A 25,351-nucleotide genomic window follows, 5' to 3' on the forward strand; every position below is an offset into this window, starting at 1 on the left:
GCCTCATAAGGGATTCCATGAACCAGAATTAACAAATTTTTTTATACAAATTTGTTTAAGTTTTCTATATTTAAAAGTAAACAACTTAAGTTACGATGAGTTCAGCAGGACATATTTTAGATGCGATTAATCGCATGAAGAATAACAGAAAGCAACGAGATAAGAATAAGTTTAAAGGGAATGATTTCCCGACTATGTACTCGGATTCTTCTAAAAAACAACAGTTGCATTTTAAAGAACTAAGCGGTAAAGCCCTTGAGGTAGAAAAAATGAAAGTACGCAGTAAGATGATGCTACAAAAAAGAAAAATGCTAAAAACAGTGGTTATTTTTGTTTGCATTGGTATTGTAGTGTTTGCGCTATTTTTAAAGTTTGTAAATATTATTTAAGTGCAGTATATGAATCCTGAGTTTCCTGTATTGAATTAAGAATGTACAAGCGGCTAAAAAAATTGCCGATATGTGGTAGAACCTATGTAAGGGTATTATAAGTATGCTTAACAGTAGCAATACATTTTTTAAAAGTATCTTGGCCACATTTGAGTAATCCAATTAGTATGTGAGCTACTCGTGCGATTCTGAAACTAGTTTATAATGACGAGCAATAGCGCGTACCCAGAATTTATTTTAGGTAAGCAACATTAAAATTTGAACACTCGAATGTTTAACTATTTACGTTTTTTTACCAAAACAAACGGATCTTCATTAAAGGCATCCCAGTCTTTTAGTAGAGCTTCTTTAATAGTCTCTAGTTGTGCATTAGGTTGTTTTTGTTTTTTCTCAGTTTTTAAAATATACACTAGCAAAGTATAACAAGCGGTAAACTGCCCACAAGCTATAAGGTTGTCTAAGGTGCGTATATCTTTATCTTTTTTCTCAAACCACAGTGTAGTCCCAAAACTAGCCGCAATTTCTGCACTATCAAACATTTTTTTGCTAGGTTTAGGGATGGTATTTAGTAATTCTTTTTCTTTTTTGGTTGTTGTATTATCGTTTTCATTTACTGTTGTATTTTCAGTATACCGTTTTTTAGTTAACGCATTAATTATAGCCGTGGCTCTTCTACCTTCTAAGTTTTTACTTTTATAAAATAGGTCATAGTTTAATCTGCGTACCTGATTTAAGAACACATAGTTAACCATGTTAGCCCCTGAGGTAAGTCGTTCTAACACCATACGTTTTAGGGTACCCACACCAATATCATCAAACGATTTTAATTTTGGAATATAAAACTCAGGAATTGCTAATTTTATTTTATTCTCTATAAATTTTAGGGTGTATCCAATAGCTCCTTTTATAACAAACAGTAAGATGCCTAAGAGTAATAAAACCGTACCTATAAAAATACCCCACTTACCATAGCAGCAAGAGTAACAAGATCCGGCAATAATGCTCCCCAATCCAATAATTACTAGTAACCAAGCAATAAAATTATTGGCTACAAAATTGCCTATTTTACCCCATAGCTGATTTATGGTTTCAGAAGTACCGGTAGCAGTGGGTTCTGGTTTCCAGGGGTCTATATATCCTGTACCTACATCACAGTTTAGAATTAAATCATAATAAGCAGTAGTGCCTTTTTCTCTATTACGTTGGTCGGCTAACATGGTACTACCCATTCCTTGGTTATCTACAATGCCACCATCCATAATACCCACACCCGCTCTAAAGTCGGCATCCTGCACTAATTGATTGTACGCAAGTGAATCTTTTTTAAAATAGTCATGTGGCATGGTTAAGGGCTCAAAGCCCAACGGAAAACAAGAGGAAGAAGCAATAATATCTGCCACATGAAAATCTCCCTTATGGCTTTGTAAACCAGTTTTATCTCTATAGTGATAGTTGCCAAAATCACCCTCATTCTGAAACCTGAATGCTAATCCGTACGTAAATTCAGTAGCGTTAAAGCAAAAGTCTTTAATGCTCGCCGTGGCAGGGTATAAGCTTTTAAAGGTGTCTTCAGGATCTAGTAAAAACAAATCGCGGTAAGCAAGAGCAAATGCATTGATGAGCGACTTTTTCTTAAAAGTGTTATTCCATACGGTATTGTCTTTATCCTCTAATTTTTTTAAAGCTAAATCTAAGAGTAAGTCCTTATCCATAAATTCATAGAAGAACGCATAGAACTCCTCAAAGTAGCGCTCATTAGCTCTAAAATAGGTGTACATAACACCGGTTATGGTACCACCACTTACCGTACTTAATCCGTTTACATTATCTAATAACGAAATCGCTAAATCGGTTTCAGTATCCTTAATCTTAAAATGGTCTAGATATGATAATATACCTAAAGAAAATCCTGCGGCACGGTAACCACCTCCACTAAAACAAAGTGCTATATTTTTTAACATAATTGTTTGATTTTAAAATGAATAGGGGAGGGTTTGAAATTTTGTTTAAAGTATAATTAATTAATTAATAGTTCAATACTTATTTATGGGTATTTTGTAAAATTACCATTATTTTATAGTAATGTTCTTTAGAATTAAATCTCAAGTATTGAGTAAAATACCAAAAAAGTGGTATAAAAATAACTTTTATAGTTTGTAACATTGTATCAGATATAAAGCAATAATGCAATCTCCCCCTTTTGTACTTATTGAAGTATTCCCTCCAAAATTGGTAATTAAGTATAATCAAACAAAAATAAAACTGTTATGAAAAAGTTTTTTGTATTAAGTACTGTAGGTGTTGCTATGGCAATAGCTGTAGGATGTGGTAAGGGGGAAGAGCAATCTGCTACTAGTAAACCAACTACCTTAAACATTAATTTAGCAACCATTACACCAGCTCCTTTTCCGGAACTTCAAATTCCCGGATTTACATTTCCGGAGGACGCCGATACCATTATTAGCTGGGTACAAGACACTACCGAACAAGGTAAGACTAATGTGTATAAACATGGTTGGGGTATTTGGGCAGGGTTAACAGCCATGTCTAACCAGGTATCCTCTATAGGAGATACACTACGAGTGTATGAAACCTGGCAAACGCCAAAGGAAATTATAGCCAGTACCAATATTACCGAGGTGAAAAGAGATAACCGTACCAACCTTAAAACACCAAAACAATTAGGGCATGCAGGGTCGGTGGATTTTAAGCCCATTCAGTTAAAGTCTTTTACAATAAATACATCGGTAAAAGAGTCGGTAGCTTATGATCCTACTGCGGCTAAGCGAGCTAAAGATAGTAGTTTGTTTATGGCTACCAAGTTGTATGAAATTTACGAGCGCAAAGGTGATTCGGTTATTAAAAATATTCCGGCATTTCCTAATACCTCAATTCTTATAAAGCCTGTATACAAGTTACTAAAAACAGCTAGCGATTCTTTAGAATTATTTCCTATTGCTACTTGGCATGGTACTACCGAAACATTTAAAGCATTTAACGAAACCGATTGGGGAACGTATGTTATAGTAAGCACTAAAGGTAAAGGAGCAGGAAATGGGAGTCAGTTACATTACTTAGATAAGGGGTTTGACTCTGATAATATTCCGGCGAAGTATATTTATAACCTATCAGACTTTATACATTATACCCTATCTGCAGAAGATGCCAGTGCCTATAATGAAGGGCTAGATGATAACGAAGAAAAAGCCAGCGAGGGAGATACGGTAATACTAGTAGCCATGCATGTTACTACTCGTGAAATTGAGCGCTGGACATGGCAAACCTATTGGTGGGCACCAGATGCTACCAATGCACCTTTACCAAGTTCTAAAGCCATAGCCAACCAACAACCTGAGATGTTAGACGCAGCAGCTAGTCATTACGCTATGTCGGTAGCGTATTATATGGTAAACCCATTAGAGGGTAAGTATAAAACTCCAAAAAATCAAGCTCCTAACTATTCGTTTAATCCGTATTTAGAAGCTGGATTTAGTTATGGTGTATTTGCTGGTTACTTTAGTGATATAGATACGCCAACCGAACAAATACCAACCTATGTTGGGGTACGTACCAACTGCATGAGTTGCCATGCCATGGCCTCTATAGATCCGTTAACCTTGCAGTTCGATCCGCAGTCTATTACGCCTTATGTAGGTGCTTCCTATACAGGTCTTAACGATGCAATATTTAAAAACCAACTAAAGTTAGATTTTGCTTGGTCTATTGAAGGAAATATAGACACCACCGGAATATCAGCTTATTTGAAAAAGCTAAAAAGAAAATAAAAATGAGGTAGTAGATTTTTTATTGATTGGTTAAAAGGGTATTTACTTTGTGTAAATGCCCTTTTTTAGTGTGTTTAAAATTGTAATATCCTTAATTCATTGTAATGTTAAAACAAAATGCACTCTAATATAAATAATTAGAAATAAGTATATTCGCAGGCGAGATATCTAAACTTACTACCAACATGAAATTATATGTTAATTTTTTAGCAGTATTGCTAGTATTTGTTACCGGAAGTGCAATAGCACAGGATGAAGAGTATAAAACCTTTAAAGATAAAAAGGTGGGGTATACTGTGAATTATCCTAAGAAATGGAAAGCAAAGGGAGGCGATACAAGTTTTTATTGTGGTAGAGAAGCCGGTTTTTCGAATTCAGAATTTGTGATTATCTGGAGTGATGCCGATGATCAAGAACGAATTGATTTTTATTTTACAAATGCCGATTTTTATAAAGATTATATCGTGCAACGAGAAACAGTAACTATTGACGGATTGCAAGCAGAGCATATTATTGCTACTAAAAGAAACAATCCAGAAGTGTACAGTGAGGAAATTATTCTTAAAACACCAGAAAAGTGGTATAAATTCCAAAATGCAGGGGTATACGATTTACGTTTCAGACATTTCTACGAGAGCTTTCACTTCTTAACTGCTAAGTAGCATTATAACGGCATCTCAAATTGTAAAACGCCTACGTGAACTTGCTACCCTTCAAGTGGTAGTAGCAAAACAGCAAAAATTTGTTATTAAAGGCGGTAACGCTTGAGGTATTTATCATAAAGAACTGAATGCTTTGGTTAAAAGTTCGTTAGCATTACATTGTATGTTAACGTGAATCTTGTTTATGAATCCCTTACATAACACTTACGTTAGTTTAATGAGTGATTTTTACTCGATAATCGAGATTAATTGCTCCGAGATTTGTCTCTAAATAGAAATGCAATGCTTACTAAATGCTTCGGGCTGTTTTGTTTACGAGTTGAAGGTTCGCTTAAAGCAGGGTAAGCATTGTACACGGTGTATAATGCAACCTAAAAAGCTACCTATAATAATAATGGTAATATAGTAAATCAAGATATTACTTTTAACAGGTTTTAAATTCGATAGAAAGTTAAATATATCAGAATCTGATAGACTTACATAAATATTAAAGAGAAAAGTAATGCTAAAAAATATAAGAGATTGTATATTTTTTTGATGCTTTTTTGGGGCGTATCCGTACAGTAGTTCTTGGGCAAAGCGATGTATACTTACTAAACACAATATTAGCTGTGGTAAGTGCAAAAGCAGTGTCTTATATAATGTAGGTAAATTAGCTGATGTAATGGACATTGTATTGTTTAATATCTTTAATACAAACGGAACAAAGAACTGTGTAATACTAAAACTTAATATAATATATAGAGCCGTGTAACTTAAAATTATCCATAGAATTACAATACCTTTTTCAAAGGTAATATGGTTTCTCATAAAATGTGCTAAAGGGGTTGTTAGCAGCAAAGTACCGAAAATACGATGAGGTGTAAAAATATAAACAGGTAAATTTTTTAGGAACACGTTATTAATAACAAATGGTGATGGAAAATGTCTCTTTATACATTTAACTGAAATAAAATTACCTATAACGGTAAATTTTTGTTACAAATAGTAATGTTTTTATTTTTACAGGTTGTTTTATTTTGTAACTATTTCACTCTGTTTAAGATAGGAGGTCATGTCTTTTAGGTTGCTAAAAATTTTATTTGCAGCTACTAAATTATCATGAGCTGCTATATCATGCTGAATGGCAAAGCAACGTAATTTAGCACTTTTAGCAGCAGTAACACCACTTTTGGTATCTTCAAAAACAATCATGCTTTCGGGGGTGTCATTAATCTTTTCTATGGCTTTTAAGTAACTTTCAGGGTGAGGTTTACTATGGGTTACATCCGATCGGGTGATTTCAAATTCGAAGTATTTGTCCAATCCGGTTTTTTCAAAAATAATATCAATGGTCATTCTGGGGCTTCCGGTAACCAAATACAGCGGATATCCCATAGCTTTAAAGAAGTCTAATGTTTCTATAGCATATGGCATAAACACAGGATTGTGCTCTTTAAGTAAGTTATGAAATGTATCTTCTCGTTTTTCAGAGAATTCTTCTACAGTCATTGGTAAGTTAAACATATCTATAAACGATTTTGCATTGGCAGGGGTTGGTATACCCGCATAGGTTTTAAGGTAATGTTCAAAATCATCTAATTGCACATTATAAGGTTTTAGGGTTTCATTCCAACCTTTAAAATGCAGTTCTTCGGAATCGGCCAGCGTACCGTCAAAATCAAAAATAATATGTTTTAGTTTCATAGTGTATGATCTGTATAGATGTACAAGATACAAAGCCTTGTCACAATAGCATACGGCTTAACAAAAACTTAGTGTACTATTCTTTTCTTTTTTTAACCACTATAAAAACTAATAAAGCTATTAGTATAACCAAGACAATACCACAGAAAATGACTATAAAATAAAACCCTTAGTATAATAGATAAGTGTTATTATAGACTAAAGTTTGTATTGTTAAAAAAGTCGAATTGCTCATTGGTTAGGTACAACATGGTTATAATTTCCTTTTCATTGTCTACATAGCCGTAAAACCTTCTAGGAAGATTTAAAGCAACAGCAACCTCATTCATAAAATGAATAAAATCTAAGTCTAATTTAAATTGAGCGTTAGTTGCAATTGTTTTAGAGAATTTAGTGCCGTTAGCTGTAAAACTAATCGTATTTGGTACTTCTGTTTCGTAATAGTTATCTACAATATTTTTGGGTTTAAGATCTCCATGACTTAATTCAGAAAACACTTTTAAAAGCTCTTTATAAGGGGTTAGTCCATCAGGTATTGTGGTGCTTACTTCTTCTAAAACATATGGGTAGTTGTGTATCCATTTCCAATAACTTGTAATGTATTGTTGATTAGATAAAGAAGCAGCTTTTTCCATTTCTGATTTCGATAAATGGTCAAACAATCCTATTGCGTTACATTGATTAAACCTTACGCCTAGTGCTTCTTTTGAAATTCCGTTAGACTTGTAAGAGACATCTCTTTCGGTATTAATATGTATAAGGTTATTTTTTTGTGATAAAAAAGAAACTGCGTCTAAGGGTACCAACATATAAGCAACACCTCCTCTATTGTCTTTTAAGGTAGTTATTGGGAAAATACGGTAAGGTAGTTGCTCTTCTACAAATACTTTATTAAATAAATACTGCCAGTTCTCTTCTAAAATATAGTTAAGTTTATCTTTTGTCTCGTCTGTACCACAAAACAGCGTTGAGCTGCGATATTCATACTCCTTTTCATAAGCACTTATGGCGGTAATAAGATGGCAATTTTTATGATTTGAAGGGGCTCTATCCGCCTTTGTTTTATAGGAATAAAAATTATAAAACTGAATTTTTTCTGATAGCATACGTATTACCTTCTCATGAATGGAAATCATATAATCTTCTAGACTTTCATTATCCGAAGCTTTTTCTATGGTAAGTGTATTGTCGCAATATTTTAATAAATCTCTGGTTCCAATAAGGGTTTTGTTTTCTATGCTTTCCACCAACTCATTATATTGTGAAGTAATTAAACCGTTTGTTTTTAACGAGTCTGCAAAAGCTCTTAAATGGTAATCAGGGTTATATAACACCTCTTGCCTTTCTATGATTGCTATAAGATAACTAAAGGCATAAGCTTCTGCAAAACCACTGCGCTTATCTAATTTTTCTGCAAAGGCTAGTGTTTTTGTACTTAGGTAGGATGAAATTAATCCGATATTTTCTAATTTTTTAAGCTTGGTAGTAAGCACATCTCTTATACTTTTTGTAGTGCTATATTTAGTATGAATCTTATGTTGGTTTTCTTTTTTAAGATCATCAAAATACTCATAGTAAGCAACTCCAGGATTACCATGGTATTCTAGTCTGTATAATAAAGATAAATAATCGGCAGTAGTAGGAGCATGGTTTAATGCATCTAAATCATCTTGGTAATCAACTCTTTGTTCTTGAGTGATGAGTGCTACATCTAATAAGTTTTGTATTATCTCTTGAGGGGTTTGCGCTATTGCGTTATAACAAATTATAAGGCAAGTAAGTATGGGGAGTATAGTTCTCAAAATAGTATGATTCTAATGATAATTTGTTTTGTAGTTTAATTAAAATAGATGTTCGTATCTGCACTAAATATAACTTCAGAAATACTATCTCTAACCATTACTTCAATGTTTACTGGGTTGTCAAGATAACCTTCGCTAAGGTTAAAGTCTAAAGTAATTATATCTTCAAGTAATTCGGGGTCAACTCCTATTGTTGTATAATCCTTAAACATGTTTTTTGATTTTATAATACTTTTCTTGTTTGCATCTTTTAAGTTTAAATACACTTGCGGATGTGTCAACCCATCTACCGTTTTAAAACCTTTAAGACCTTTAATAATAATATTAAAGTCTCCTCTTAATTCGGTTTGATGAGAGGTTAAAGCATAGCCATTATATGTACTATTAAGAAATACCTGATTAGCGGTGATTCCGGTTAAATCATGTATGTTAAAAAGATTGTTATCTACCAAAGAAAATGGCATCCTAAAATCGGCTTCTGCAGTTCCTTTTAAATCGTTTAAATGGAGTGCTAGATCATATTCTTTTGGAATACCATAATCAAAAAAAGTACTAAGATAGAATGTGTAATCTGTAGAGTCCTTAGAAATCCCGTTACTGTCATATTCGAGTAAATTAGGCACCCCGTATATGCTATCCCCATCACTATCAATAATATATAAAGAAGCTGTTGGGTAAATCTGATCTTCTTCAACCGTAAATCCTTTAACATCATATAAATTAAAGACAACTTTTTCACCGTATTTAAAAGAAGTTCTGGTATTTTCAGTGTCGTTAATAAGCATTTTTATATCAGTAACCTCTAATCCGTTACTTTTTAAAAACGATGAGAGCTTTATATTCTCATCATTTGCTACTATATCGTTGTTATTGTTTTTTTTCGCTTCTGTTTCCTTTGGTTCGGGTATGGTAAATAAATCACATGACGCTACTACCATAACCATCCCCATTAACAAGGTCATTAGTTTTACAATTTTCATAATTTATGCTGTTTCCTGAGGTGCAAGAGCTAGCTCTTTTTCGGTTGAGATATGTTTAAATATTTTAGCTTCTTCTTTCGATATAAAATTAACCACTAGTAACGATATTGCTGCCGATATTATAAGTAAAACATCTGCTACAAGTGATACCTGTATATTAATTATATAATCATTAATGTCTTCTGCGTTTTTAGTTAAAACCCCGTCAATTCTACCTATAATACCAGCAAAAATGTATGCTAACCACCAAACAGATGCCAATAAAGTAACCTTTGGCCGTACATAAGTAACATCTATTTTTTTTAGCATAGTTTCGTTAAATTCCACAATCTCTTTCATAATGTGGGCTGGTTTCACCAAATTTAAAAACGGAACAAAAAAGCACCATGTAGCGGCAGAAGGATCACTATCAGGCATTTTAAGTTCATATTTGTGTATGTTATCATAGGCACGCCTAAACCATAGTAAAAATACGATCATACTACTTATAATTAGTATGGCAGCTAGCATATAACAAATTTGAACAAATGAATCTAACATTTCTCCAGAGGCATAATTGGTAAATTCACCATCTCTAATAAGTATTAGGTAGTGCCATTGTAAACCTTCGCCAGTCATGATAATAATAAATAGAGCAATAATTAAGGAAAAAGCCAGCATAACTAATTTACTGCGTAGCTGATTGTCTTTAATAGTATAAAGTCTCATTTTGTTTACCTAAGGTTAGTTGTCTGACAAAGTATTAAAAAACCCTGTGATATAAAAAAGAAATTAGTGTATTCTTATTCGGTAGAACGGAAACGACCAAGCGTTAGATAGCCCCAATAATTAATGGTTTCTTTCATAAGAAACTCAAATTTTTTACTGCTAGAGCGATACATAGATGTAGGGGTAGGAGAAGGCAATGCTTTAATATTCATTTGATTACACATAGCCATAGCTCTTTTCATGTGGTACGGATCCGAAACTAAAAGCGCAGATGATAATCCGGTTTCATCCATCACTTTTCGGGCATTTTTAATATTGCTAAAGGTAATGGTAGAACTTTCTTCAATCAAAATATTCTTGGCAGGTACTCCCTTAGAAATGACAAAGTTTTTGGCGGCTTTACTATCAGAGATGGTTTGTCCTTCTCCATAGCCTCCGGTAAAAATAATATATTTTACACTGTTGTTTTTGTAGAGTTTAACTGCATGTAAAATACGTTGTTCAAATACATATGAGATTTTACCTTTACTAGTGCCTGCGCCCAATACGAGTGCAACATCTGAAGGTGTGTCATAGTATTCTTTAGCGTACCGTTCTATAGCCATAGCTGTACTCATAAATGCAACAAGAATGGCTATTGCTACTATAATAACAACATTTCTTATTTTTTTCTTTTTCGTCATAGATGCTATTAACCAAAGCAATTTAACGACTAAAATATAAAATAGTTGCGTTTATAGGGCATGAATACAGAATATTAACGATTTTTCTTAATAGTGAGCTGGGTATGTATTTTAGGATCTCCGTTCTTTTCTTTACCTAGTTTTACAACTATATTGTAGGTAACACCATATAGTTGTAACACAGAATCTAGAGTATTTTTTTTCTTTTCAGTAAGATACTTATCTCGTAAATAGCCTTTAAGTGGCGGAAATGAAATAAACAGAAATCCAACTCCGAAAATAATAAGGAATCCCGGAACTTTGTAAGCATTTCTAAAGAATGTTTCGGTGGTTACTAAATATACAATACCACCTATAATAAATGAAAGTCCAATGGTTAAAAAGATACAAAAATAGAGCCAGGTGATTGTTTTGCGTTGCATCACTTTTTGGTAGGCTATGTTTACCTCTTTAATTCGTTTTTCGCATTTATTGGTTAGGCCTATTTTAATACAGGTTGTATTAAATTCAGGCTTCTTATTGGTAAACTTACAGAAACTACCTTCTATATAATCTTTTTGTTGATGGTCACAAAGCTCGCAGTGTTGTACTAAATCCATTTGATGTTAGTGGTATTTAGATGCCCATATATAACTAATTGTGAACGCTTATTTTTTTGTTTTCTTTTTTTTGGGTTTGGGTTCGGGTAGTTCCTTTACGGTAATACGTATCAATTCGCTTAACCAGTCTACATCTTCCAGTTTATCTTCTATCAGAAAACTATTCTTAGCTCCCTCATAGGGTGGTGCTTCTACTGGTGTGCCAATAAAATCTCTGCCTGCTTGGGTAGGTTTTATAAAAAGCTTGTTGTCGCAGATAAGACCAAATATTTTACCATCGGAGTAAATGCCATATTCGCCAAACATTTTGCGAGCGTGTATAACACCTGCATTATGTATTTGATCGGTAACAAAGTCTACAAAGGTCTGATCAGATGCCATGGTTACGGTTTTTTATTCCTATAAAGATAAGAGATATGTACTAATTATTCTTTATAAATTCATGGTCGGCATATTCAATTCCGTTTTTATAGGTTTTGATTTCAGCATCAATAGTATAGGTGGTATCATAAAGTTTTAATAGCGGTCTTGCCCCGAAGTAGTTTACTACCAATAGTGTTTTTGAGTTTCTTCGGTTTCTGTATCGTAGACCAATATTCCCGGATGCGAAGCGTCTAATTGTCCTTTTATTTTTCCATCAGATCCCCAAACACCCGATTGCCCACCACAAATAATATCATCACTTAACCCTACACTATTTACAGCAAATATAGTGGTGCTATACGCTTTGGAAATTTCTGCATAATAGAAGCCGGCAGATTTTATGCTATCTTCTGTTTTAGCAACCGATACCATGTACATGGCGTCTGTGTTTTTTAAAGCAATTTTATTGTGCTCTTCTACATACGATTCATAACAAATAGCTGGTGCCACTTTCATTTTTTTTATTTCTAGCCAAATTTGTTTGTTGCCTTCCATAAAAAAGGGCTCTTCGTCTGGGTGCAGATGTTGCTTAGTATAAATCTGTAAGGCTCTTTTAGGTTGATAAATAAGCATGCTTATAGTTATGCCTTCCTCTGTTTGTAAAGGAACCCCAAAGCAGATAGTGATATTATGTTTACTACTTACTTCCGAGAAAATTTGTAGGTAGGCGTCGTCTAACAATACGGCATGCGTTTTCGCTAATCGTGGTTCATAACCTGTTAAGGAAAGTTCCGGAAAAACAATAAGATCGGCTTTCATGGTAACAGCCTGTTTAATATATTCTAAATGAGTGCCTAGATTAGAAGCAATAGCTCCTGCTATGGGCTGTGTTTGAGATAAGGCAATTTTCATAACCTTAAGATATTAAAAATTAGGATGTAACGACGTAGAAATCATGATATTTTTTGAAAGGAATTATGTTAGGTTTATAAAGTAGTTGAACAATTTTAGACCACAGAGTTTGGAGATAATGTTATGCTATCATATTTTCTAAAGTTTAAAAGCAAGTTCTTTTTTACACTAATCCATTCCCTGTCAGTAATCGAAAAAATAACAGTGTCTCTATAGCTACCATCGGTATTGATACGGTGATTGCGTAAAACACCATCTTGGTGTGCTCCCAAGCGGGCAATAGCCGCACGCGATTTATGATTATGCCAGTTGGTAGAAATTTGTACAGCTATGCAATTCAATACTTCAAAGGCATGGCCTAGCATTAAAAATTTACACTCACTGTTTACGGCAGTACGTTGGTACGATGCGGCATACCATGTATATCCAAGTTCTAAACGACGGTTTACGGAATCCATTAGGGTAAAACGAGTAGTGCCAATTATACGACCACTAGGTTTGTGTATTACTACATAGGGAAATTCATACCCTGTAGCTTTGTTTGCAAGAGCCGTGTCTACATAAGCGTCTATAGTATCAGCAGAAGGTACAGAGGTATACCAAAGATTCCAAAGTTCACCATCGGAAGCAGCTTGTAATAAGGCTTCTTTGTGCGCTAACTCCATCGGAATTAGTTGTACGGTAGTGTGTTCTAAAACGGGTAGATTTGTCCAATTTTTCATATGAACTAAAATAACAGATTTTTTTTATAATAACAGAACCCTTAATCTACATACCATTCAAATACCAAATACAGGTGTTAAGAGAATTAGTAAGGTAGTTAATTGTTTACTAGTACAAATATAACCAATTTTCAGTATAGTTATTGTAAAAAAAATCCCCTACTTGCAAATACTTACAGATAGAGGATATAAAGTGTTTGTGGAAACGGTTTATAAAAATATACCGCCGCTTACTTCAATACGTTGTCCGTTGATCCAACGGCCTTGTTCTGAACATAAAAAGGCAACTACACCACCAATGTCTTCCGGTAGTCCGGTACGACCTAATGCCGTAAGGGCAGAAATGGTGTCGTTTATTTCCTTATTGTCTCTTAAACGACCACCGCCAAAATCGGTTTCAATAGCACCTGGTGCTACCGAGTTTACGGTAATGCGTTTATCACCTAGTTCTTTTGCCAAATATTTGGTAAGTACCTCAATTGCCCCTTTCATAGCTCCGTAGGCAGATGACCCAGGGAATGAGAAACGCGCCAACCCACTTGAGATATTTACAATACGTCCACCATTATTTAAAAACGGAAGTGCTTTTTGGGTAAACATGTACACGCCTTTAAAATGAATGTTAATCATATTGTCTAGTTCTGCTTCGGTAGTTTCTGCAAATGATTTGTACAATGCTGTACCCGCGTTATTTACTAAATAATCAAAATGAGGAGTTCCGGTAGCGTTTTCTATGAGTGCAGAGGCTTCTGTAAAGAACGCGTCAAATGTGCTGGTTTTTGCCGTATTTAAAGGTAATGTCCAAGCCTTTTGCCCTAGCACTTCTATTTCTTTTACTACGTCTTCTGCTTTTTCTTTATTACTTAAATATGTTAATAGAATATTAGTACCTTGTTTGGCAAGTTGTAGTGCCATTTCTCTTCCTAAACCTCTACTACCGCCGGTAATTAATGCAATTTTTGTTTTCATACTTCTGTTTTTTTAATTGTACACTGCAAAGATGAGGCGTAAATGACCTTAACTGTTTGCAAGTAACAAAGCATCATTTGCAAAATTCAAATAGAAGATGAGAAGTTGAAAAGTTGATAGTCTTTGTCACCTTGAAATTTGTTTAGGGTCTCAGTTGAGTAAATAATAAGATTATTAGAAAACTTAGAATAGAAAAGCAGCACATGAACCACTTGTATGTAAGCATTACATAATGGCTAACCTTGAGCTTTTAACTTATGCTCTAAACTTTAATGGTGTTAGGCTGGTTTGTTTTTTAAAGAAGTTAGAAAAATGAGCCACCTCTTCAAACCCTAGACTATAAGCAATTTCAGAAATTGACCAACTGGTTTGTTTTAAAAGTATTTTCGCTTCTTGTAAAATGCGTCCGGTAATAATTTCGGTAGTGGTTTTTCCTGTATTTTCTTTAAGTACCTTGTTTAGGTGATTTACATGTATGGCCAAACGCTCGGCATACTCGTTAGCAGAACGTAAGGTTAATTGTTGGTTAGGACTCTCAATAGGAAATTGACGCTCTAACAATTCTATAAACAGCGATATGATGCGTGAGGCTGCATTTTTGGTATTGGTAAGCGTGGTAGCCGGCTGAAGTTTTTGCCCGTAATGCAATAGCTCGGTTACATAAGTTCGCAGTAAATCGTATTTAAACTCGTAGTCTGAGGTAATTTCGTTTTCCATTTTTTTAAACACAAGTGCCAGTTCGTTGGCCTGTTCGTCTGTAATTTCAAAAATAGGAACACTGCCACTTTTAAAAATAGGGAGATCATCTAATATAAGACCGCTTTTGTTTTTTACCATAAAGGCATCGGTAAACACGCAAAATGAGCCACGTTGGTTTTCATCTAACGGAATGTAGTGATAGGGTATTTTATGAGAAGCAAATAACAAGGCATTGTTTTTAATCTCAATAACCTTATCGGCATATTCGGCTCTGTTTTTACCACGTATTAAACTAATTTTATAATAGTTTCTACGGTTGTAGGGCATTATGTGTTTCTGCTTGTATTCGTGTATGGTTTTCGAGATATCGAACACGTTAAAATGTCCCACTTCTTTTTGAATTCCTGGCGGCAGCAACTCAGCAATGTCTTTACCCATAAAGGAGGCTGCCTGCTGGTAAAATTCATCTAAGGTGTTGTTGCCTGCTGTCATACTACGATACTCACATTTTTACAATTCAAATATACGGTATTTTGGGGCTATATGTACTTATAAAATACACTCATATAGCTGTATTTTAACATTATATGATATAAAATCTATGCTTTTTCAAATACTTCTTTTACATGGGGTCTAGTAATTTCTATAATGGTAAATACGCCTAAACCAATACCTAAAATGCCACTAAATAGATTAAGAATACCTACTATAAAAATAAAGGTTTGTCCCTTTTTTTTATCAATATAATTAACTGCTACAACATTTAAAATACAATGTACTAATCCAACTACAAAGATAACGGCAAATATTGCTTCAATTATTATTTTAATAGGGGCATCTAGCATAGCTGAATCAAAATCACCCGATTCAATCAGTTCCGATTGAAACTCAGGCGTATCAAATAATGTCCAAAAAAGCAAGCTAAATCCTATAACTACAAGTAGGCGTAATATTAGAAGAAAGGCGTATGTAATGTATAAGGCTTTTAAAGTAGCTAAATTGTTTTTGGTAGATCCTACTTTCATAATGTTTTGTGTTAATGACTGATTGTTAGTGTAAAACGTTGTAATTAATTAGTCGGTATTATGTGTTTTTGTTACAGCTTACTTATCCATCGAGAAGGTTTACTCTATAATCGAGATTAAATCCTTAACGGTGTACCTCTAACTAAAAACGTAATTTACATCAATACTTTTTAGGGTTGCTTCTAAGTAGTTTACTTCAATCGTAACAACGGATGATTCAAACCGTTAACCATATTTTTAACCACCTCGTACTTGTCTATAGTTTCAAACAATTTGGTTAAACTTTTCACTCCGTATGATCTGGGGTCAAAACTGGGATCAATTTTACGAATGTTATCCCCAATTTTAGAGATGTAGGCTTCATCATCTTCGTTTAACGAAATCTCAAAGGCTTTATCAATAATGGCCAAATCCTTTTTATCAATTTTAATTCTATGTTTTTCGGGTGTAGCTTTCGCAGGTTTGGTAAGTTTCTGTTTGTGTTTAGGTTGCTCCTCCAGTTGCTCTTCAGGGAGTAAGTTTTCGGTAAACGTGAATACCTCACACGATTTTACAAAAGCTTCCGGTGTATGTTTTTGTCCAATGCCCATTACAAACAAACCTTCCTCACGTATACGTTTGGCAAGTCCGGTGTAATCACTATCGCTACTTACAATGCAAAATCCGTTAGAACTTTGGCTGTGCAGTATATCCATAGCATCTATAATTAATGAACCGTCTGTTGAGTTTTTTCCGGTAGTATACGAGAATTTCTGAATAGGGTTCAATGAATGCTGATTAATGACATCTTTCCAGCCATTCATTAAGTGCGATGTCCAGTCGCCATAAATACGGCGTATGGTAGCTTTCCCATATTTAGACACCTCTTCTATAATTTCTTTAATCAGTTTAGGTTGCGCATTGTCGCCATCAATTAAAACGGCAATATTGAATTTATTGTTATCCATAACGGTATTAGTAGGTTAGCACTACAATGTTCCTTTTTTAGTTTGAGATAAGATACATAATAATTATTAGGTAATGCAACTTGCTAACAACATTATTTCACTCAATAATTGAGATTAAATGCTCTGAGAATTGCACGAAGTATGTTGTGTAACAAATACAGGAAATTACTAGTGAAATTGTAAGTTGTGTAAAGTTTAACTCTTTAGTTTACTGGCTTTTTAGAGTTCCCGGGTTTTATATACGGGTGTACAAATGTAAAGTTAGCCACGGCAACTTTTCCTTTTTTATTAAAACTGATAATGCAACTTGCTGGGGTTTGCAATATTTGCAAATCGCAATAGGTGCTGCCCGGGCAGTGCATATCTACATCGGTTAAGTTGTAAATGGTTTTTTGGTGTGTTTTTTTAGAAACCTTGGTCCCGTTAATACTAAAATCACCTTTAAAAGCTTTGGTTGGACCACCTTGCTCATAATTAGCCATAAAGTTAAGGGTAAGTCCTTCTACGTGGTTATCGTTAGAGTAAACTACCATACCGGCTTCATCAAAAATATGAGCATATGCAGTGCCCGCAAATTTTTGTGTTCTGGCAGTAGTACCAATTAAATCTTCTAATTGTTTCACCGAATTTTTAATAGAAATGTGTACCCCATCTATAGTAATACCTTGTTCATTATAAGTAATTACGTATGCCTTTTTTTGTGCAAATGCAGTACCGTTAACTAAAAAAAAGCAAAGTATAAGTAGTGAGTATAGGTGTTTTAAGCGGCTCATGTAGTAACTATTTGTTGGTTTGTAAAAACAATAGTCAAATATAACAGTTTTTTTAATAGTGATGTAGGGGCATAATTCCTATACAATCTTTAGATGGTAATTGTGTTTATAGAAATAAGTGCTATATAAACACAATGTTTACCGTAACCCTTTAAGTTCTTCAAAAAGGTTTTCGTGTGCTTTGCTTTCTAATAACGTGTAGAACGTATCGGTCTTAAAAATGCGTTCCATTGCCAAAAAATGTTCTAAGACTTTTATTCTTCTTTTTTTGTACATACACATAGGATAGATAGCGTACTCTTTACGTATGTTCTGGTTATATGTAGCATATACTTCTGGTGAAGTTCCTAAAATAGCCAAGTCAAAATCTACCATATAAGCCGCTGTGGTACTAGTAGCGTTATGGTGTTTGGTAGCCATGATAAGGTCATGACACAACTGTTGTTCAGTTTTTGAAATTCCTAGTTGCGCCATACGTGCTACGGCTATGTTAGCACTTTTTAACTCGTTATTACCATAACTTACATTGTATACCAAATCATGATAAAAAATGGCCCATAAGAGCACCTTATAGTCTGGTATGTACTGTTGATGTTTGCTTGCCAATTGCCACATGTAGTGTATGTGTTGCAGGTTATGGTAATATCGTTTTTTACCAGTGTAAGCAGTTTCTATCTCGTTCCATAAATCGGAGGCAATTTCATGTGAAGCAGTATAGGTATTAGTGATATGGAAGAATTGTGCTTTTAGTGCATTTTTCATAGACATCATATTTTATCATACTCATATAGGTAAGTGTAAGCTTCGTGTATATCTAAAAATATTGGAGGTTCAGGGTGGTTAAGATGAAACCCTAGCAAAGAGGCAATGCCCTTTATATTTTTGTCGGAAAGCACAAAAGCAGCCAGTACGGTATCGTCTCCAAAAATACGAACCTCGTTAAATATTTGAAACACACCTACAATACGATCGCCGTATTCATAGCTAAGGTTACGCATATCTACCAGTATAGCATTCGGTTGGTGTTTAAGAATAGCGAGTCCTATTTTTTCGTAAAAGAACCTACCATAGTTTTCACCACGAGAACCATACTCACAAACTCCCGAAAGCGTAATGAGTAAAATGTTTTCTTCCTTATGCGCTGCACAGGTACAAAATACTTTTTCTCTGGGCGTAATATCTATCGTAACCGGTTTAAAATCGTCCGCATTCATGGTATGTGAAATCTTTACTCAATAATTGAGATTAAATGCTTCGTGGGCTTGCCTCGAAGTAGTTTACTTAAAGATACGGAATTTTGGGAGATATCAGGTATTATTTAATTTTGAAAATACTTACCAAACAAAAACTCCATCAAAAAAATAGCTGCGATACATTTTACCTATTCATCTCCTAAATAGAGCATGCCGTTCTTAATATTTTTATCGTCTTTAATTGGCAGTCTAGTATCAAATTTGATGGTTTGTAAGTAGTTATAATAAATGCTTAGTTGTTTTGTATAATTTAATGGCTCAAAAGAGAAGATAAATATATTATACGCTTTTTTGGTAACAGGGTGTACCACGTAAAAAGACAAGGTAGTGTTAATTTCGTCGGTTTCTGTATTACGGTACGTGGCCATGTACCAATACGCATCTTGCCCGTCAATACGGTCTTTACCGTTTTTCAGTACCATCAAATCTTCCAGATGATCGGTGAAATTCTCGTAGATATTCAAGATATCTTTTACTACTAATTCCTCCGGATTTAAGGTAGAAAGGGTTTTTACAATCACAAGGTTAGTAGCCCTTTTTGGATCGTAGTATTTAGGAGATATTCCTATGTTTATAATTGGCGTATGGTCGTGAGTAGTTTCAAACACCACTAAGCTATCTGGTATACGTATTTGCAACTGTAAGGTATCTGCCGTATAGGTACTGTAATAGGTGATGTCGGCATTGTTTCGTTCTACTGGTTTTTTAAACTTAGGGTTTTCTATAGAGGCGGTATCTAACACAAAGGTAGTTTGTGCCAAAGCACTCATAGAAAGACTTATAAATACCAGAAATGTCATTAATTTTTGCATGTATTCTAAACTTTTGTGGCGGAAGGTACACAAAAAACAAAAGCAGGAAATCATACCTTCCTGCTTTTTAACCAAACTTTATGTTTGTTTATTTTATTTAATAATCAATATTAAACGTTCCTAGATCTGTTATAACGTAGTTTACTCCCTAACAACCTTTTTATAAAATACCTGATCTTGTTGTTGTAGTTTTAAAAGGTATACGCCGGGTGGTAGTTGTTTTAATCCTAGCTCATTAGTGCCTAAAGTAATTTCTTTTTCGTTAAGAACCTTTTTTCCTGCAGTGGTATAGACAGATACCGTTCCTGTAAAATTGGTAATACGTATATTGGCATTGGTAGGGTTAGGGTATAGAGCAACTTGTTGCGCTAATACCTCTGCATTGGTTAACGGCCCCTGAGTTAAGGATAGGTTATCTATGGTAAAAAAGCTGGTGCTGGTAACCCCGTTGGTGCCTGGTAAGGTATACACAGGAAACTTAGAGGGTTCAAAAATCATAATGATAGAGTCGGGTACCTGTTGATTTATATAGGTAATTGGGTTGGTAAAGGCGGTATACGCCGTTTTTTCTTCTCCAAACTCTAAGATACCGGTGCCAATGGTGTCTCTTTGTACCGTTGTGGTATTCCATTTGGTAAGGTAAACGCTTACCGCAGCCGTATCTATAACCTCATTATAATTGGCATCGTAAATTAGGTTTTGTTCATACTTATAATGGCCTTGTAATGAGGAAGGGCGATAATCTATAGAGGCTTTTTGTATAGCCATATCTTCTACGTACATGTACCACAAGCATATTTTTAACGCAAAGTTGTTGCTTTGTGCATTGGTTTCCGGTGGAAAATAAAAGTTAGTTACCGGACTAGGATTGTAATAGTAGGCACATTCCCATCCGGATGGACGATTAAAGTCGGTTTCCCAGTTTTCAAAGTCGAGATTTTGTACCTGAGAAAAAGATACTATGGCGCACATCCCCATGCACCATGAAAGTAAAAGTTTTTTCATTCGTACGCTTTTTGAGTTTTACACAAACGTACGCTTTTTTTATGAAAAAACGTATAATGCCCAAAAACGCTTACAGATTGAAAGTTATATAGTTATATGTGTCCATTGAATAAAAAAACCGATACTACTGTTAGTACAGGAGGGTATAGGTTTTATGAAAAACAGGAAAAAATGGGTTGCTCAAATATTGAGCTGTGCTGCTTTGAGGGATTGCTCAGAGCAGGTTATTTTTTTATAAACTCTTTGGTTTGCGTAAACTCACCACTTACATTATGTACTTTTATTTTATAGAAATAGGCTCCGGTACTTAAACCAGTAATATTTACATTTGCTTTGTTTTGTCCTTGGTATAGGCTTCTTTAGGAATGCTTATAAGAACTTTTCCGGTAATGTCTATAATTTCAAATGAAACCTCTGAAGGCTGAATTAGATTGAATACAATTTGAGCGCTACTCTCTACAGGATTGGGAGCAATAAGCATAGAAAATTGTCCTCCTGTTTCCGAAGTAAACTCATCTAAGCCTAAAGTGGCACTTACAAATATATTAGCTGTAGCTGTATAACCGTTGGTTGTATCTCCAGTAACCGTCATTAACTCATCGGTATAGGAGTCGCTAAAAACCATATCGTTCGTATTGGTGAAATTATTGGTGCCACTGGTATTGTAATAGTTGTTTACGGTAGTATTGGTAGCATCTGGAAATGCTAACTGTGTGGTTAACAATAAGCTGTTAGCGGTGTCGTATACCTGCACATGTATATGTGTAGCACGTGGGGTATACCATCCTGGGTAGATAGTAGTAAAATTTACTTGCCCGTTACTATCTGTATATTGTATACCGCGTAGCCAGGTTTCTCCGGTGGTGTCCTGAGTGCCATCTATATCAGGTTGCCCCGAGTAAGCAGAATAACACCCTCTTTTGTTACAATGCCAAATGTCTACTCTATGAGCCTACTACACCACAACTTCCCGAGATACCCGATATAGTAATAGTTAACGTAAGCGGAATTCCCGTTTCGGTACTTTCTGTGATGTCAGTTCTTACTAAGGTAGAGGTTGTCACCGTGTTTGGTGTTGGGTAAGGACCTGAGGTTTCAGAAGGAGTTTCGGTACAGTCAAATAACAAATCGTTATTAGAGGGTTCATCCATTATATTAGCAACAGGTGTTTTTGTAAAACTCAAAACAGGAATGGTAGCACCCAATGCCCCAAGTCCTTTTAAAAAATCTTTTCGCTTCATAAGAATTAAGTTTTGGTTTTATAAAAGACACATATTATGTAAGTTACATAGATAGTACGTCTATGATTATGAGCGATATGTAGAATAGTTTAGATGATTTTATATCCAAATTCTATAGAAAAGTTTGTTTTATGGAAATCAGTCACAAAAGTGGTGCTATTCCAAAAAGTAGTATTGGAATGATATAAAATGTAGCACTAAGTAGTTTATAAATGGTTTATAGCTTTCTATACGTTTTTTGGTTAGAAGGCATAATGGCAGATAACTCTTCATCAATACGCATTGCAGGCAAGTTGAAAATAGCATCGTCAAGTTTGGCATACGATGCTGTTTCAAGGTTCATAATTAACGTAATAGACTCGTCTCCGCCTTTTTTTACAATACGTAAGGGGAGCGCTTTGCTTATTTTAAGGTAGGCATTCCACATATTATAATTAAAGTCTTTATACAATGCAGGATCCATAGAAAGATAGTTGTCGCTATAATAATATTCATAAGTACCATTGCTCCAGCTAATCACTATTTTTTTGCAAGTTTTACCGTTAATAATAACATCGGTTTCTTCGGTTGTCACAGACGGATTTATTCCGTACATAAGATGTTCTAGATTTACACTAGTATCTGTAGCAGTAATAAGTTGAGGCTTATCTTTACTAAACGAATAAAGGGTGTTTTTAGCACCAATATATATACTTTTACTCCCCGATTTTGGTACTTCTAATACATAGTTACCACCTTTGTATTTATAGTTAATAGTTTCAGGAAAACCACCATCTTCATCCATAATGACCATAACGGTTTCTTTGGTCATTCCTTTTTCTTTCATTTTTGCCGAAAGCTCAATGTCTACCGAGTAACTTAAGATACCTTCAAAGCTTTGTGCAAAAGAAAAGGTGGCTGTAAATAGGGTTAAAATGTAAAATACTATAGTGCGTTTCATATGTTTTGTTCGCTAATCTAAATTCAATACTCAGGAAATCTTCTGAGTTTTTTAAAACGGCAAAAATAGTGAAAAAGTATAAGAGGTATGTTAGTTTTATGATGTTAATCGATAATCGAGATTAGATACTCCGAAACTGGTCTCATAATAGAAATGTACTTCTTAATACATGCTTGCCCCAAAGTAGTTTATTGTTTAATGCCATTTAAAGCTCGTTAGGGTAGCCTATCCAATCCAGCTCTTTTTTCAGTTGATACCAATGAGTAAATTCAGGATTTATGGCTCTTACAATAGCATAATCTATTATTCTATGGTCATAGATATATTCTAGGTAATATAAATCAAATTCATGTAGATCATAATACTCAGATGCCCAAGTAAGATACGTTTTCGGAGAGCCGTCTAACAACACCATAAGTTCTTCAGATCCGTCTGAATAGCCATCTTCAGGGAAGGCGATATCACCAATTCTCCAGGTATCTTTATGGTTAATGTTCCATATACAAAAGGTAGATCCTATAGAGTGTAACGGATCGTTCAACAAAAACTCATGAAAGTATACCGGTAAATTGGTGGTTAACCCATCCCATAAGGGTAAATGAGTTTGTGTTTCGTTGCTACCAAATGTAAATAGTCTGCACAAGCTATTAAGTTTAGTAGGGTGGTTAATTTTCTTTTGGCAATTCATTACACTTTCTGAGGCAAAACCATTTATAAAAGTGCCAAAATCTGAGAAATATATATGCATATGGTCTTCTATACCATTACAATAATGGAATAGAGAACTGTAAGAGTTCTTGTTGGTTCTGTACCTAAAACACCTCGACTGTTTCTCTGGGCAAACTATGGCATCTAAAACGGCTAACGATGTGCATATGCTCTTTAGTTTAGCCGGAGAGGGCAGTAGATGTAGGTTGTGTGTTGAAATAGACTTCAAGTATTTATTAGCAGATTTATTAACCTTAAATGTAAAGGTAACTTCTAATTAATCAAAATTTTCAGAGTATAAAACAGTTATTTTCTATCAATTTTTAACAAGTTTTTTGTGTTATTGATATATTTATTTCATACAGGGCGAAAATACTATACAAACGGATTCCCGTATTACGGTATACCGTAAAATGACTATTTAGATATTAGGTACGATACTTAAAAATTTGACTACTCTAACGCCAACCATTATTAAGTGTAGTTTGCATTTCTGGTAGCAACGGTAGTAGTAGTTGTGAAGTTTCCACCAATTTCTTTTTAATTCAATATGAGTCAATCCACTCGTTCGAATAAGTTTTCCATGCCTGTTGGTAAATACCACCGTCTTGCAGGTACTTTTTTTGGAGTTTTTTATGATTAATGATACCTGATTTCATAGTGTTTTGGGTTGTTTTAACTTATACGGCAAGTACCCTAGCAAAAGTGTGCTTACTTTAGCTTGTTTGTGTATTTTAGTTTGCATTGGTTTTTTTACCTTAGCAGCCCTATTAAATTGTAAGTTATGACCCTATCATATACCGTATCGGCAGAAGATTTACTCGAGTACCGTTTATACATTACCTCTAAGTCTGATACCCACAGAAAAAGACGTTTACGCTCTCGTTGGTTAGTACCTATTTTATACATAGGCCTGGGGGTTTTTGTGGTAATTGCCACATCTAAATGGTTGTATGGCTTGGTGTTTATGGTGTTTGCTATTGCTTGGTGGTGGCTGCAACCAATTTATAATGCATATAGTTACAGACGTATGTATTTGCGAAACATAAAAAAGAAGTTTGAAGATGCACTAGGACAAAAGACAACCTTAGAAATTTCTAAGAAGTTTGTAAATGTGATAGAAGAAGGCGGGCAAACTAGTATGAAGATTAAAAAATTTAAAAATTTAATTGAAGTACCTACGCATTTCTTTTTACAAATGGATAATAATAACGCAGTAATGATACCTAAAGAAGCGGTAGAAAATCCGGAGGTATTTATTGCCGAATTGACAAGTTATGGTTTAACTTATATTGATGAAAAACAATATAAGTGGGGGTAAACTATTGATTAGTTTATTTTTATATGATTGACTAGCGAATTTTAAGTACTTAAATACGATGAGAAAGCAACAGTACTTACTACTATTTTTTCTTGTATTTGCAATGCTGTTAAATGGGCAAACCACTAGTTTAGACAACAACGGTTTACGCATTACCCAATTAACACCCAATACCTATGTGCATACCTGTAAAGGCAATAACGGATTAATATACATTTACAACTACGAAGCGGTGGTAGTATCTACACCTGAATCTGAAGAACAAACCCAATGCTTAATCGACTGGATTAAGAATGAGAAAAAAACAACTATTGTTGCTTAGTAAAAGTGTATTTTACTATAGCTTACAAGAGAAAGATGATTCAGT

30 protein-coding genes are annotated in these 25,351 nt (G+C 34.5%); 6 read left to right on the forward strand and 24 right to left on the reverse strand.

The window, feature by feature from the left end:
* Nucleotides 1-95 precede the first annotated feature (95 nt).
* On the forward strand, nucleotides 96-389 hold the full coding sequence (locus NBRC110019_RS08235; protein ID WP_281753936.1) for a hypothetical protein: 294 nt from the start codon (nucleotides 96-98) through the stop codon (nucleotides 387-389).
* Nucleotides 390-667: 278 nt separating this feature from the next.
* Here NBRC110019_RS08235 and NBRC110019_RS08240 read toward each other — a convergent pair whose 3' ends face one another.
* Nucleotides 668-2,350: a patatin-like phospholipase family protein gene (locus NBRC110019_RS08240; RefSeq protein WP_281753938.1), complete on the reverse strand. Its 1,683-nt coding sequence runs from the start codon at nucleotides 2,348-2,350 to the stop codon at nucleotides 668-670.
* Nucleotides 2,351-2,656: 306 nt separating this feature from the next.
* On the opposite strand from NBRC110019_RS08240, the gene NBRC110019_RS08245 reads away from it, so the two are divergent.
* Nucleotides 2,657-4,174, forward strand: coding sequence for a hypothetical protein (locus tag NBRC110019_RS08245; protein ID WP_281753940.1), 1,518 nt, complete (start codon nucleotides 2,657-2,659; stop codon nucleotides 4,172-4,174).
* A gap of 185 nt (nucleotides 4,175-4,359) precedes the next feature.
* Complete coding sequence (locus tag NBRC110019_RS08250) at nucleotides 4,360-4,836, forward strand: hypothetical protein (RefSeq protein WP_281753942.1); 477 nt, start codon at nucleotides 4,360-4,362, stop codon at nucleotides 4,834-4,836.
* Between the two features lie 1,014 nt (nucleotides 4,837-5,850).
* Here the strand turns inward: NBRC110019_RS08250 and NBRC110019_RS08255 are convergent.
* The 23 genes from NBRC110019_RS08255 to NBRC110019_RS08365 all read right to left on the reverse strand — a co-directional run bounded on the left by NBRC110019_RS08255 (nucleotide 5,851) and on the right by NBRC110019_RS08365 (nucleotide 23,703).
* Entirely contained in the window at nucleotides 5,851-6,522 is a 672-nt protein-coding gene (locus NBRC110019_RS08255) for an HAD family hydrolase (protein ID WP_281753944.1), read from the reverse strand.
* 191 nt (nucleotides 6,523-6,713) lie between these two features.
* Nucleotides 6,714-8,324, reverse strand: coding sequence for a hypothetical protein (locus NBRC110019_RS08260; RefSeq protein WP_281753946.1), 1,611 nt, complete (start codon nucleotides 8,322-8,324; stop codon nucleotides 6,714-6,716).
* Nucleotides 8,325-8,359: 35 nt separating this feature from the next.
* Nucleotides 8,360-9,304, reverse strand: coding sequence for a hypothetical protein (locus NBRC110019_RS08265; protein ID WP_281753947.1), 945 nt, complete (start codon nucleotides 9,302-9,304; stop codon nucleotides 8,360-8,362).
* Between the two features lie 3 nt (nucleotides 9,305-9,307).
* Nucleotides 9,308-10,012 (reverse strand): DUF4328 domain-containing protein, encoded by a 705-nt coding sequence (locus NBRC110019_RS08270; RefSeq protein WP_281753949.1) that lies wholly within the window; start codon nucleotides 10,010-10,012, stop codon nucleotides 9,308-9,310.
* 74 nt (nucleotides 10,013-10,086) lie between these two features.
* A complete protein-coding gene (locus NBRC110019_RS08275; protein WP_281753951.1) occupies nucleotides 10,087-10,695 on the reverse strand; it encodes a YdcF family protein in 609 nt (202 codons plus the stop codon).
* Nucleotides 10,696-10,769: 74 nt separating this feature from the next.
* Nucleotides 10,770-11,294, reverse strand: a complete 525-nt coding sequence (locus NBRC110019_RS08280) for a hypothetical protein (RefSeq protein WP_281753953.1) — start codon at nucleotides 11,292-11,294, stop codon at nucleotides 10,770-10,772.
* 48 nt (nucleotides 11,295-11,342) lie between these two features.
* Nucleotides 11,343-11,675 (reverse strand): TfoX/Sxy family protein, encoded by a 333-nt coding sequence (locus NBRC110019_RS08285; protein WP_281753955.1) that lies wholly within the window; start codon nucleotides 11,673-11,675, stop codon nucleotides 11,343-11,345.
* A 40-nt stretch (nucleotides 11,676-11,715) separates the two neighbouring features.
* The gene (locus NBRC110019_RS08290) at nucleotides 11,716-11,847 is read right to left on the reverse strand and encodes a hypothetical protein (RefSeq protein WP_281753957.1); all 132 of its coding nucleotides are present in this window, start codon (nucleotides 11,845-11,847) and stop codon (nucleotides 11,716-11,718) included.
* Nucleotides 11,841-12,569, reverse strand: coding sequence for a carbon-nitrogen hydrolase family protein (locus NBRC110019_RS08295; RefSeq protein WP_281753959.1), 729 nt, complete (start codon nucleotides 12,567-12,569; stop codon nucleotides 11,841-11,843). Before NBRC110019_RS08295 ends, NBRC110019_RS08290 begins: the two co-directional genes overlap by 7 nt.
* Nucleotides 12,570-12,664: 95 nt before the next feature.
* Nucleotides 12,665-13,291 (reverse strand): GNAT family N-acetyltransferase, encoded by a 627-nt coding sequence (locus NBRC110019_RS08300; RefSeq protein ID WP_281753961.1) that lies wholly within the window; start codon nucleotides 13,289-13,291, stop codon nucleotides 12,665-12,667.
* 210 nt (nucleotides 13,292-13,501) lie between these two features.
* Nucleotides 13,502-14,260: an SDR family NAD(P)-dependent oxidoreductase gene (locus NBRC110019_RS08305; RefSeq protein ID WP_281753963.1), complete on the reverse strand. Its 759-nt coding sequence runs from the start codon at nucleotides 14,258-14,260 to the stop codon at nucleotides 13,502-13,504.
* 255 nt (nucleotides 14,261-14,515) lie between these two features.
* Nucleotides 14,516-15,451, reverse strand: coding sequence for a helix-turn-helix domain-containing protein (locus NBRC110019_RS08310; protein WP_373876995.1), 936 nt, complete (start codon nucleotides 15,449-15,451; stop codon nucleotides 14,516-14,518).
* 107 nt (nucleotides 15,452-15,558) lie between these two features.
* Nucleotides 15,559-15,984, reverse strand: a complete 426-nt coding sequence (locus NBRC110019_RS08315) for a hypothetical protein (protein WP_281753965.1) — start codon at nucleotides 15,982-15,984, stop codon at nucleotides 15,559-15,561.
* 191 nt (nucleotides 15,985-16,175) lie between these two features.
* Entirely contained in the window at nucleotides 16,176-16,931 is a 756-nt protein-coding gene (locus tag NBRC110019_RS08320) for an NYN domain-containing protein (protein WP_281753966.1), read from the reverse strand.
* Between the two features lie 203 nt (nucleotides 16,932-17,134).
* Complete coding sequence (locus tag NBRC110019_RS08325) at nucleotides 17,135-17,704, reverse strand: DUF7738 domain-containing protein (RefSeq protein WP_281753968.1); 570 nt, start codon at nucleotides 17,702-17,704, stop codon at nucleotides 17,135-17,137.
* A 138-nt stretch (nucleotides 17,705-17,842) separates the two neighbouring features.
* The gene (locus NBRC110019_RS08330; protein ID WP_281753969.1) at nucleotides 17,843-18,466 is read right to left on the reverse strand and encodes an HD domain-containing protein; all 624 of its coding nucleotides are present in this window, start codon (nucleotides 18,464-18,466) and stop codon (nucleotides 17,843-17,845) included.
* 5 nt (nucleotides 18,467-18,471) lie between these two features.
* Nucleotides 18,472-18,918: a hypothetical protein gene (locus NBRC110019_RS08335; RefSeq protein ID WP_281753971.1), complete on the reverse strand. Its 447-nt coding sequence runs from the start codon at nucleotides 18,916-18,918 to the stop codon at nucleotides 18,472-18,474.
* 167 nt (nucleotides 18,919-19,085) lie between these two features.
* The gene (locus NBRC110019_RS08340; RefSeq protein WP_281753973.1) at nucleotides 19,086-19,769 is read right to left on the reverse strand and encodes a hypothetical protein; all 684 of its coding nucleotides are present in this window, start codon (nucleotides 19,767-19,769) and stop codon (nucleotides 19,086-19,088) included.
* A gap of 141 nt (nucleotides 19,770-19,910) precedes the next feature.
* Nucleotides 19,911-20,774, reverse strand: coding sequence for a T9SS type A sorting domain-containing protein (locus NBRC110019_RS08345; RefSeq protein ID WP_281753975.1), 864 nt, complete (start codon nucleotides 20,772-20,774; stop codon nucleotides 19,911-19,913).
* A gap of 322 nt (nucleotides 20,775-21,096) precedes the next feature.
* The gene (locus NBRC110019_RS08350; protein ID WP_281753976.1) at nucleotides 21,097-21,528 is read right to left on the reverse strand and encodes a peptidase associated/transthyretin-like domain-containing protein; all 432 of its coding nucleotides are present in this window, start codon (nucleotides 21,526-21,528) and stop codon (nucleotides 21,097-21,099) included.
* A gap of 190 nt (nucleotides 21,529-21,718) precedes the next feature.
* Nucleotides 21,719-22,015 carry a peptidase associated/transthyretin-like domain-containing protein gene (locus NBRC110019_RS08355; RefSeq protein WP_281753978.1) on the reverse strand — a complete coding sequence of 99 codons (297 nt, stop codon included), beginning with the start codon at nucleotides 22,013-22,015 and terminating at the stop codon, nucleotides 21,719-21,721.
* Between the two features lie 217 nt (nucleotides 22,016-22,232).
* Nucleotides 22,233-22,955 carry a hypothetical protein gene (locus tag NBRC110019_RS08360; protein WP_281753979.1) on the reverse strand — a complete coding sequence of 241 codons (723 nt, stop codon included), beginning with the start codon at nucleotides 22,953-22,955 and terminating at the stop codon, nucleotides 22,233-22,235.
* Nucleotides 22,956-23,160: 205 nt separating this feature from the next.
* On the reverse strand, nucleotides 23,161-23,703 hold the full coding sequence (locus tag NBRC110019_RS08365; protein WP_281753980.1) for a hypothetical protein: 543 nt from the start codon (nucleotides 23,701-23,703) through the stop codon (nucleotides 23,161-23,163).
* 97 nt (nucleotides 23,704-23,800) lie between these two features.
* Here NBRC110019_RS08365 and NBRC110019_RS08370 point away from each other — a divergent pair, with 97 nt between their 5' ends.
* From NBRC110019_RS08370 to NBRC110019_RS08380, 3 genes are all read left to right on the forward strand, one after another.
* A complete protein-coding gene (locus NBRC110019_RS08370) occupies nucleotides 23,801-23,944 on the forward strand; it encodes a hypothetical protein (RefSeq protein WP_281753982.1) in 144 nt (47 codons plus the stop codon).
* Between the two features lie 503 nt (nucleotides 23,945-24,447).
* Complete coding sequence (locus NBRC110019_RS08375) at nucleotides 24,448-24,984, forward strand: YcxB family protein (protein WP_281753983.1); 537 nt, start codon at nucleotides 24,448-24,450, stop codon at nucleotides 24,982-24,984.
* 58 nt (nucleotides 24,985-25,042) lie between these two features.
* Nucleotides 25,043-25,306 (forward strand): MBL fold metallo-hydrolase, encoded by a 264-nt coding sequence (locus tag NBRC110019_RS08380; protein WP_281753984.1) that lies wholly within the window; start codon nucleotides 25,043-25,045, stop codon nucleotides 25,304-25,306.
* The last annotated feature ends 45 nt before the right edge of the window (nucleotides 25,307-25,351 follow it).

Source organism: Neptunitalea chrysea (genome assembly GCF_027924145.1).
Classification (GTDB): domain Bacteria; phylum Bacteroidota; class Bacteroidia; order Flavobacteriales; family Flavobacteriaceae; genus Neptunitalea; species Neptunitalea chrysea.